This window comes from Rhodococcus sp. 66b, assembly GCF_002076325.1.
In the GTDB taxonomy this organism is placed as follows: Bacteria; Actinomycetota; Actinomycetes; order Mycobacteriales; family Mycobacteriaceae; genus Rhodococcus_F; species Rhodococcus_F erythropolis.
Genome location: NZ_MUZB01000011.1, coordinates 288,036 through 298,159 on the forward strand (window position 1 = coordinate 288,036; position 10,124 = coordinate 298,159).

General features: G+C 61.9%; 9 protein-coding genes. 4 read left to right on the top strand and 5 right to left on the bottom strand.

Going from position 1 to position 10,124, the window contains the following annotated elements; all coding sequences use genetic code 11:
- Positions 1–1,560 carry an amino acid permease gene (locus B0E55_RS21690; protein WP_042951823.1) on the bottom strand — a complete coding sequence of 520 codons (1,560 nt, stop codon included), beginning with the start codon at positions 1,558–1,560 and terminating at the stop codon, positions 1–3.
- 197 nt (positions 1,561–1,757) lie between these two features.
- Between B0E55_RS21690 and B0E55_RS21695 the strand changes: the two genes are divergently transcribed.
- Complete coding sequence (locus B0E55_RS21695; protein ID WP_041814987.1) at positions 1,758–2,489, top strand: TetR/AcrR family transcriptional regulator; 732 nt, start codon at positions 1,758–1,760, stop codon at positions 2,487–2,489.
- Between the two features lie 12 nt (positions 2,490–2,501).
- On the opposite strand, the gene B0E55_RS21700 is transcribed toward B0E55_RS21695, so the two are convergent.
- Entirely contained in the window at positions 2,502–3,056 is a 555-nt protein-coding gene (locus B0E55_RS21700) for a LysM peptidoglycan-binding domain-containing protein (RefSeq protein WP_019748325.1), read from the bottom strand.
- Between the two features lie 440 nt (positions 3,057–3,496).
- Between B0E55_RS21700 and B0E55_RS21705 the strand changes: the two genes are divergently transcribed.
- Complete coding sequence (locus B0E55_RS21705) at positions 3,497–4,144, top strand: hypothetical protein (RefSeq protein ID WP_080910440.1); 648 nt, start codon at positions 3,497–3,499, stop codon at positions 4,142–4,144.
- 17 nt (positions 4,145–4,161) lie between these two features.
- On the opposite strand, the gene B0E55_RS21710 is transcribed toward B0E55_RS21705, so the two are convergent.
- Genes B0E55_RS21710 through B0E55_RS21720 form a run of 3 tightly spaced genes read right to left on the bottom strand, consistent with a single transcriptional unit; the run spans position 4,162 to position 8,243 of the window.
- Positions 4,162–5,844: an ATP-binding cassette domain-containing protein gene (locus B0E55_RS21710; RefSeq protein WP_020969548.1), complete on the bottom strand. Its 1,683-nt coding sequence runs from the start codon at positions 5,842–5,844 to the stop codon at positions 4,162–4,164.
- A gap of 15 nt (positions 5,845–5,859) precedes the next feature.
- Positions 5,860–7,623, bottom strand: coding sequence for a 3-oxosteroid 1-dehydrogenase (gene kstD / locus B0E55_RS21715; RefSeq protein WP_080910441.1), 1,764 nt, complete (start codon positions 7,621–7,623; stop codon positions 5,860–5,862).
- Complete coding sequence (locus tag B0E55_RS21720; RefSeq protein ID WP_020907656.1) at positions 7,623–8,243, bottom strand: TetR/AcrR family transcriptional regulator; 621 nt, start codon at positions 8,241–8,243, stop codon at positions 7,623–7,625. Before B0E55_RS21720 ends, kstD begins: the two co-directional genes overlap by 1 nt.
- Before the next feature lie 158 nt (positions 8,244–8,401).
- Here B0E55_RS21720 and B0E55_RS32235 point away from each other — a divergent pair, with 158 nt between their 5' ends.
- Together B0E55_RS32235 and B0E55_RS21730 are read left to right on the top strand one after the other, a co-directional pair.
- Positions 8,402–8,905, top strand: a complete 504-nt coding sequence (locus B0E55_RS32235; protein ID WP_223257837.1) for a hypothetical protein — start codon at positions 8,402–8,404, stop codon at positions 8,903–8,905.
- Entirely contained in the window at positions 8,902–9,957 is a 1,056-nt protein-coding gene (locus tag B0E55_RS21730) for a serine/threonine protein phosphatase (RefSeq protein WP_080910442.1), read from the top strand. Before B0E55_RS32235 ends, B0E55_RS21730 begins: the two co-directional genes overlap by 4 nt.
- Positions 9,958–10,124 lie beyond the last annotated feature (167 nt).

Below are 10,124 nucleotides of genomic sequence, written 5' to 3' on the forward strand. Positions count from 1 at the left end.
TCAGGCTCCGATCGTGACGGGATTCGGGGTGGCGCGGCCACGTGGGAAGCAAGCGACTCCCAGCCCCACGACCAGCGCTACCGTGATGGGCGCGGCCCACTGCAGAATGGGGTACTCCCCGGTGGGGTTGAAGATCTCGGCTCGTGGCCATGACAGGTTGATCACCATCAGCGCGCCGTACACAACCGCGGCGATGTTGACCGGAACTCCCCAGATGCCCAGGGAGAAAAGCTTTTTGCCTTCGGCGTCGAACTTGGGGCCGACTGCCGTGCGAGGCCATCCCTTGAGACGCTGAACCAGCAGCGGCACCGTCACCATGAGGTAGGCCAAGTAGATCAAGATGATGCATACGCTGGACAGGGTTGCGAAAATTGCCGAGTTGCCCACGTTGACGGCCAGGACGGCAATGCAGACCAGACCGATGAGGACGGACGGCGCGATAGGTGTTCCGGTGCGGGGGTTGACCTTTGCCAGTACCTGCGAGGCAGGAAGCCGCCCGTCGCGGGCCATGGAGAACATCAGCCGTGAAGCAGCAGTCTGAATGGCCAAGGTGCACACGAACACTGCGATCGAGACGTCGATCAACAAGACCGTGCCCCACGGCGAACTCAGAATAGAGGTCAGTACGTACGGCAAACCTTCCGTGGCCAGGCGTCCGTCGGTGAGTGAGGGCGCTGCCATCAACGCGCCGAGGATCATCAAGCCGCCGCCGAGTGCGGAAGCGGAGAGTGCAAGGCGGATCGTACGAGGTGCGACGCGTCGGGGGTTGCGGGTCTCCTCGGCCAGTTCGCCTGCCGAACCGAAGCCGACCATGACGTAGGCAGCCATCAGTCCGGACATGATCCACGCCCAGGCGTATCCCGGCTGACCGCCGGCACTGCCGGTGTCGAAGACGACGTCCGGTCCGCGCTGAGCGTGGGTGAAGAACATCCCGATCACCGCGATGACACCGACGATTTCGCAGGTCACGCCTATGTTGTTGATACGCGACATCCAGTTGACGCCGATGCAGTTGATGAAGGTGGTCAGAACCAGAAGTACCGATCCGAGCAGCACGGCATTGGCAGCACCGCTCGAGGAGGTGAGTGCACTGTCCTCACCGATGATCTGGAACCCGCTCCACACATTCGGGAGCACGACCTGCAAGGCGATCGCGGCGGCCGACGCGGTGACGATCTGAGCGAGAATCATGAACCAACCGGCGAACCAGCCGACGATTTCACCACCCATCCGCCGCGACCACTGGTAGATGGCACCCGAAATCGGATATCTGGCAGCAAGTTCCGCAAAGTTGAGGGCCACCATGAACTGACCGATGAATACGACGGGCCAGGTCCAGAAGAACGCCGGACCCGCGAAACCGAAACCGAGGCCGAACAATTGAAAGATCGTGGTCAGGATGGAAACGAAGGAGAAGCCCGCGGCGAACGACGCGAACTTTCCCAGCGATCGATGCAGTTGCTGCTCGTAGCCGAACTCCGCGAGGTCACCGTCGTCGTGAGGCGAAGAGGCGAGTGCGGATGCGGTGGTGGGCTGCGCAGCCGGGGTGGTTGCACTCAACGGCGTACTCCTTCGGCGAAGCGATTCAGAGGCGAATAACTGTCGATTGATAGTTTTCGCGAAATCCACTCGCCGCAGGTGACGCCCGCGTATACGATTCGCCTGATTCTGTAACAGGCTCGTTGAGTACGTTTCGAGCACGTGACCGAATGCTCACAGCGACGGCCACCCCGCATGTAAGGCCAGAGCCTGCCACTATGGAAGGCGTGACCAACGCCGGCCCCGGACGACCCCGCCTGACCGCTCGCCGACGCCCGGGTGGGACTGCCCGGGCGGAGATCTTGGATGCAGCCGCTGAACTGTTCACCACCCGAGGCTTCGCCGCGACGTCGACACGCCACATCGCCGAAGCAGTCGGAATGCGTCAGGCGTCGCTGTACAACCATTTCGCCACCAAGGACGACATCCTGGTTGCACTGCTCGCCGACACCGTGACTCCGGCGCTCGACTTCGCGGAGAATCTCAGGCCACGCGGCACCTCACCCGAGGTGAAGCTGTACGCGCTTTCGTACATCGACGCGGCCCAACTGATCACCGGACGGTGGAACCTCGGTGTCCTCTATCTCTTGCCGGAACTGAGAAGCGACAGGTTCATGTCGTTCCGAGCCGATCGCGATCGGCTTCGCGAGCAATACCGGGCCCTCGCCCAGGCAGTGCTCGACGCGATTGACGATCCAGCATCAACTCACCTGGCCGAGCTTCCGTTTCGCCTGGTAGAAAGCGTGATCAGCGCGCGAGCCGACGCACTCGAAGGCACCCCGATCCCCAACGCCGCCGTCATCGCCGGGTCGGCACTGCACATTCTGGGGTGGCGCCAGGATCTTGATCCCATCCACACGGAAGCGGCAGAGCTAATTGCGAACGCAGAAACGCCGAAATTGTCCGGGGCTGCATCAGCTCCGGACAATTTCGACGCAATGAGGACCTAAACGGCCACGAGACTAGACCGAGAGGGACTGTCCCGGGAAGATCAGGTTGATGTTCGGGACCTGGCTGGCGAGGTTCTCGAGCGAGATGCCGTGTGCAGCAGCGATCTTCGACAGGGTGTCGCCTGCCTTGACCACGTAGTTGCCGCTTCCGGTGCTTGCTGCCGGAGCCGACTCGACGGAAGCCTCAGCGGTGACGGGGGCTGCTGCGGCCTCGTAGTTGCCTGCGGTGGTGCCGGTGGTCAGGTACTGACCGCAGACGGGCCATGCGCCGACGCCCTGGCCTGCGAGAACGTTCTCGGCGACACGGATCTGCTCAGACTGGCTGGCGTTGGCAGCGTTGCCCGATCCACCGAACGCGTTCCAGGTGCTCTGTGTGAACTGCAGTCCGCCGTAGAAGCCGTTTCCGGTGTTGGCGGCCCAGTTACCGGAGGACTCGCAGTTTGCGACTCCGGACCAGTCGTGGCCGGCTGCCGAAGCGGTGCCGGTGCTCATGGCGAGCGGGATTGCGACGACTGCGCCTGCGGTTGCAACTGCGCCGAGGGCGCGCTTGAAGGTGATGCTGGTCATTGGGTAAATCCTCTCCGCTACCGCGGACGAGGTCGGCCCGGACGCTTTCACGTCTCGTCGATCGACTCGTCTGTTTCACTCCTGCCCCGCGAAGGTTTCGGGAGTACCGGACCCGCGGGGCAGAAGCACGCAGTTGCGGGTCGGTGTTTGCCCGGTAGTTTCGGGCTGTCAACGACCGTAGGCGATGGTCACGGATTGGTCACGGGGCAGTTTTCCGGCACTGCCGTACCAGATTCAGTCGAGATTCAAGAAATAACCACAGGTCAACTAGTTGATTCGAGCTTCAACCATACCGATCGTTATCCGTCCGTTATGTGGCAACCGTCACTGCGATTTTGTGACCCCCCGCACCGAAACAGGCCGTGTCGGAACGCAAAACAGCCCCATTCAAATGTTAAGAGAGTCCTGGCAACGAGCAAAAACCAACCGCCCCAATCATTATGGAGAATGAACTGGTGATCGTCGCAGTAGAAGGACCCAGCGCCGCCGGCAAGACCACCTGGTGCCGAACCCAACTCGGTGGACAAACGGCACCGGAAGGATTCGTCGCCGAGTATCAGCCCACGGGGCGCGAGCCGGACGGCACGGATCTCGACGTCCAGGCAAGTTACTGGGCAACCGTCAATTCGAAGCGATGGTCGCAAGCGGAAGAACTCGAATCGAGAACCGGGATCGCGCTCTGCGACAGCGACCCGCTGAAACTGCACTACAGCTGGTGTCTCGCCGCGGTGGGCGCCGCACCTCGGGAGCGATTCGAGTACGAGCTCGAGGCAGTCGAGACGGCTTTTACGCGCCTCGAACTGGGTCTCGCGGATCTGACCGTCATCTCGATACCGTCACCGAAGCAACTTCGACTGCAGCGCGAAGGAGACCCCAGCCGCCGACGACGGCATTTCGAGCTTCACGCGGCGCTCGCCGAGCCGCTCACCCACTGGTACTCGGCGGTGGACAGGGTGGATCCAGGTCGCGTTCTGTGGGGCTTCCCGACACTGCTCGATCTTTCGCGCTGTCCCCCACCTCGATCGGATCGCAGCGATCCGGGCCTCCTGCGCGCGATGCTCAACGAGTTGCCGCCACTCCCCAGATAGCAAGCGGCTACTCGATCTCAGCGCGCTCGTTCGACCCTGGCCTCGTCCCACACCGGAGACTCGCTCTCGTACACGTTCCCGTCCGATCCGAATACCAGGAACCTGTCGAACCCGCGCGCGAACCAACGATCGTGGGTTACCGAGATGACGGTGCCGGCAAACTGTGCGATGCCCTGTTCGAGCGCGTCAGCCGAATGAAGGTCGAGGTTGTCGGTCGGCTCGTCGAGCAGCAACATCGTGGCGCCGGAAAGCTCGAGGAGCAGAATCTGCAGGCGCGCCTGCTGTCCGCCGGACAGGTCGTCGTACTTCTGTTCGGCTGCTTGGGACAATCCGTAACGGTCGAGCGCGCGGCTCGCCGCTTCACGCCCCATTCCGTTTCGGTGTTCGTCGCCCATGTGCAGGATCTCGAGCAGCGTGTTCCCGGTCAGATCAGGCCTGGAATGGGTCTGCGCAAACAATCCGGGACGTACCCGGGCACCCAGCGTCGCAGTACCCCCGTGCTCGACCGGCGCGATGTCGAGCGCCTCGACGGGCAGATGCTCGGTCCCCGGATCGGTCCCACCACCCGCCAAGAGACGAAGGAAATGTGACTTCCCGGATCCATTGGAGCCCAGCACGGCAACCCGATCTCCGTACCAGATCTCGGTGTCGAAAGGCTTCATCAATCCGGTCAACTCGAGATCCTGACATACCAACGCGCGCTTGGCGGTTCGCCCGCCCGCCAGCCGAACTGTCACCTTCTGCTGAAGTGGAATCGCTTCGGGTGGCCCTGCCTCCTCGAACTTCGCCAACCTGGTTTGCGAGGCGTGATACCGCGCAGCGACGCCGTCGTTGAACTTGGCCTTTTCACGCAATCGCAGAACCAGAGCACGCAGTTTCGCGTGCTCCTCGTCCCAGCGTCGACGCAGTTCTTCGAATCGAGCGTTGCGATCCTCGCGGGCCTGGTGGTAGCTGGCCAGCCCAGCGCCGTGGGTCCACGACGTTGCGCCGCTGATTCCGGGCTCGAGCGTCACGATGTGGGTGGCCGCGTTGGCGATCAGTTCGCGGTCGTGGCTGACGAACAAAACCACTTTCGACGATTCCGAGATCGTCTTTTCCAGCCATCGCTTGCCCGGAACATCGAGGTAGTTGTCCGGCTCGTCCAGCAGGAGTGCGTCGTCGGGCCCAGCGAACAGTGCTTCGAGAACCAACCGTTTCTGCTCGCCACCGCTGAGCGAGTTGGCCGCGCGCCACTTCGCACGGTCATAAGGAACACCGAGAGCCGCGGTTGTGACCTTGTCCCAGAAGTCTTCGGTCTCGTAGCCGCCCACATCGGCCCAATCGGCCAGCGCATGCGAATACTTCATTTGAGTTGATTCCTCGTCGCGCTCGATCATCGCGTTTTCTGCCGTATCGAGCGCCAGTGCTGCATCCCGGATCCGCGCCGGAGAGACGGACAACAAAAGATCGCGCACGGTGGACTCGTCGCGAACCTGGCCGACGAATTGCCGCATCACGCCCAGTGTTCCGGATCGAGTGACAGCTCCCTCGTCAGCGACGGCGTCTCCGGCGACAATGCGAAGCAATGTCGTCTTACCAGTCCCGTTGGGCCCGATCAGTGCAGTTTTTGCACCGTTTCCGACCCGAAAGCTGACACCGCTGAGCAGTTGTCGACCATCAGGAAGGAAGTAGTCGACGTCGGCGATGTTGAGGTGGGTCACGCTCTCAAGGGAACCCTACCCACGGCGATCTGCCAAACCATTATTCCTGCCTTCGGTGTCGAGTTCACGACCGTCATGGGATCGTCCGACCGCATCGAGCGCGGCCAGATATCCGAAAACCATTGCGGGACCGATAGTTGCACCTGGACCGGCATAGGTATGACCCATGACCGGCGCGCTGGTATTACCCGCTGCGTAGAGCCCGTCGATGACCGAACCGTCGGCGCGCAACGCTCGCGCGCGAGCGTCCGTGTTGATGCCGCCCTTGGTCCCCAGGTCTCCGGGCACCATCTTCGCGGCATAGAACGGACCCTTCGTGAGTTCTCCGAGGCTGGGGTTGGGCTTGTTGGTGCAGTCGCCGTAGTAGTGGTCGTATCTGCTTGTCCCACGGCCGAAGTCGCGATCGACTCCGTCGCGCGCGTGACTGTTGAATCGTGTGATGGTCGCGGACAGCGCATCGCCCGGCACTCCGATCTCGGCAGCGAGTTCGGCAATCGATCCAGCTCGCACGATCGCACCCGATTCGATCCACGACCGAGGTATCGGCCTGCGCGCCGGCACTCCCGCGAACAGGTAACGGTCACGGTACGTCTGATCGAAGATCAGCCAAGCGGGGATGTTTTCAGCGGGTCCTTCACCTCGGCCGTACTTTCCGCCGAACATGGCGTGCGCGGCTTCGACGTAGGGAAGCGACTCGTTCATGAAGCGCTGACCGCTGGCGTTGACCATCAGGCTTCGAGGCAACGAGCGTTCCGCCAAGGCGAACCACGGGCCTTTGGGCAGCGGAATCGACGGGGCCCACCACGCGTCGTCCATGTACGAAATTGCCGCGTCGACGCGTAGAGCTGCACGGATACCGTCTCCGGTATTGGTCGGTGCCCCGAGAGTCCACTGCGCACTACTCGGCCGGCGCTGGTACTCGCCTCGCATGTCGTCGTTGTTGTCGAACCCGCCGCACGCGAGGATTACACCGCATCGAGCGTGCATGGTTGTCTGCACTCCCCCGGACTCGAGTCGCGCACCCACGACACGATCATTGTCGGTAACCAAATCCACAAGCCTCGTTCCGAGCTCGACCGTCACTCCGGCGTCTCGAACTCCGAGCATCAGTTCCGCCATGAGCGCCGGCCCGAGCCCGATCAGCTTCTTCTTCCGAGCTTTTGCGACCAGGGATCTCATTCCCACCCGAAGCATTCGCACCGGCCCCCGCCAATGCCGAACCCCCGTGCTCAGCCAACGGTAATCAGATTGTTGGACAACCATGTTGAGCGGCACCTTCATGTACGGCGGATGAAGGGTCGCGAGATCGTCGCCCAGAGCTCGCGCGTCGAACGGGCGCGGCTCGCACGAGCGGCCGCTTGCAAGTCCGCCAGGTGCCTCCGGAAAGTAGTCGGAGTAACCCTTCACCCATTCGAGCTCGAGTGCGGAGTGCCGAATCAGGAAATCGAGGGCTTCCGGGCCTCGATCGATATACGTGTCGATACGGTCGGTGTCTGCATCCTCTCCGACAATGCTCTTCAGATATGTTCGCGCAGAGTCGATATCATCCGCCGGCGCCTCGCGGCGAAGTATCGAGTTTCCCGGAATCCACACTCCGCCCCCGGACCGGGACGACGAACCGCCCCAGTACTCCGACTTCTCCACGAGAATTGTCGAGAGTCCGTTGCGTGCTGCAGTGATGGCTGCGGACATGCCGGCAGCCCCCGATCCCACAACGATCACATCCACCGCTGGTACATCCACTACCGAGAGCTCGGAGTTTCGAGAGTTCTCGTTCATCACTGGTCACGACCTTTCGTGTCATCGTCATCCTGCGTGCGCCACCGGGATCCCTGAACCGCGTCGAGTGCCCCCTCGACGCACACGGGAAGTGATGCCCCACGCTTCTGGGGGTTACGTATCCATTGCCGATAGCCGAACTCCGCCGCCGCCAACATCAAGTGAACGAGTAGTCCTGGTCGGCTGTCATTTTCAGGATCGAGTTGCATTCGTTGTGCCACCAACTCCACCAACCGATCACGATGCTCGGGCGCGATCAGCGCGACTCGATCCATCAGGTGCGGCGCGGTGCGGAACGCTGCTCGCCACTGATCGATCTCCGCGGACTCGAAAGCATTGGAACGCTCGAGGATTGCCCGCGAGATCGCAAGATCAGCCGACTCAGATGCCGGGCGATCCTCGAGCAGTGTCACGATCCCGGCACCGCCCTGCCTGACCGGGTCCAACAGCAGATCCTCCTTGTTACGAACGTGCCGGAAGTACGTACTCGCCGACACCCCCGCTGCTGCCGCAATCTGCTCGGTGGTCACATCCTCGAAACCGTCACGCGCGAACAGATCGAATGCCGCACGTTGAATGTCTGCTCGCACCTGCAACCGTTGTCTCTCCCGTAGTGACATCAGCAACGTCCTCCCGCCTCGGCCGAGATCCGGCCATTCTCGATAATGCGAGTCTCACCTATTGTGACAGTCACTGTCAATATCCAATTCTCTGTCAGATATCAGCAGACCCCGGCATTTCGTTGACAGGGCATTCGATGCCACGACAAGCTTCGAAGATGAAACGATGGTTCGCGGCGGGCTTCGGAACGGCGATCGTCTCGCGATCACTTCTGCGCAAAGCACTCATCTTCAAGTTCCGACGCGACGTCCGTGCACTCAATTCCGGCAACTACCGGCCGCTGTTGAATTCCTATCACCACCACGCGGTGCTCAGATTCGCCGAGGGTGATCATCGGTGGGCAGGAGTGCATGCCGGACGGGACCAAATCGAGACGTTTCTCCAGGAATTTGTCGACGCGGGGCTTCAAGGCGCGGTCACCGAAGCGTATTTCGGTGGTCCGCTCTGGCGCATGACACTGCTCGTCCGATTCGACGACCGAGCCCTAGGCCCGGACGGCGCCGTCATCTATCAAAATCGAACAGTGCTTCTCGTTCGAACCAAGTGGGGAAGAATCGTCGAGCAGGAGGACTACTACGAGGACACCGCCAGAATCGGTGACTTCGACAGACGGCTCCGCGAAATCGAAGCCGGACGAGCCTGTGGCACGGTCGCGGAATGACGGACGTCAGGATTGACCGCCACCGGAAACTATCAGCATTCCTGTCTTCCCAGAACGATGTCGAACTGGCCCGACTGGTCGACACCGCTCGAGTCTCGAGCGTAGGCGTGGGCGGCGCCGCAGGACTCGTCGGTGTCTGCGAAAACGGGTTCGACAGCGTTCCGGTATTCACCAAACGCATCCCACTGACCGAACAGGAACTCGCCGACGTGGGCTCTACTTCCAACCATTTCGACTTGCCGACGTTCTGCCAGTACGGCATTGGGGGCCCGAGCTTCAACGCCTGGCGAGAGCTGGCCGCGAACGTCATGGTCACCGAGGCCGTTCTGGCCGGCGAAACACAGTCGTTCCCAATGCTTTACCACTGGCGGGTGCTGCCCGGTCGATCGCCGGTTGCACCCGAACACGCCGACATCGCTTCCGTTCCCACCGCCTGCGCCAGTAGTGAAGCGCGGGTCCGCCTCGAAGCACTCGCCACTGCGCCGTGCAGCCTCGTACTGTTCTGCGAGTACGTCGCACACCCGATCTCGGATTGGCTGCATGACAACCCGGCCGCCAAAGCTGCCGAAGTCGAGCGACAGTTTTCGGAGATCGTGGCGTTCTTACGCGATCGACAGTTGCTGCACATGGACGGACATTTCGGCAACATGCGCACAGATATGGAGCGGATCTATCTCACCGACTTCGGACTGGCCACATCCCCACACTTCGACCTGTCGACTACCGAACATGACTTCGTCCGGCGCCATGCCACCCATGACGCCGACTACGCCGCCATGCTTCTGGTCAACTGGCTGGTCACCGAGGTCTGCGGAGTGCCGAGACCGAAACACGGCGGACCAGTCGCCCGCAACCAGTACGTACGACGATGCGCCACAGGTCATGTCCCAGGTGATGTGGCACCGGAGGTGGCCGCGATCTTGACCCGGCACGCGCCCGCCGCTGCGAGAATGAACGACTTCTACTGGCGATTGTTCGACGGCGACTTCGACGCGCCCTACCCTCATGTCGCGGCAGTTCCGACTTCCGGTCGAGGACAGGGTTTTCCCTGAACTGCCGTCTCCACATCTCAGGGTCCATGTCATCCTCCGGACCGATGTGCTGGTCAGCGCCGTAGGGCACAGTTCTCCTCATGATTGAACTGAGGGGATTGACCAAGGTTTACGGACCGACGAAAGCGGTGGACGATTTGTCGTTCACGGTCAAGCCGGGCATCGTG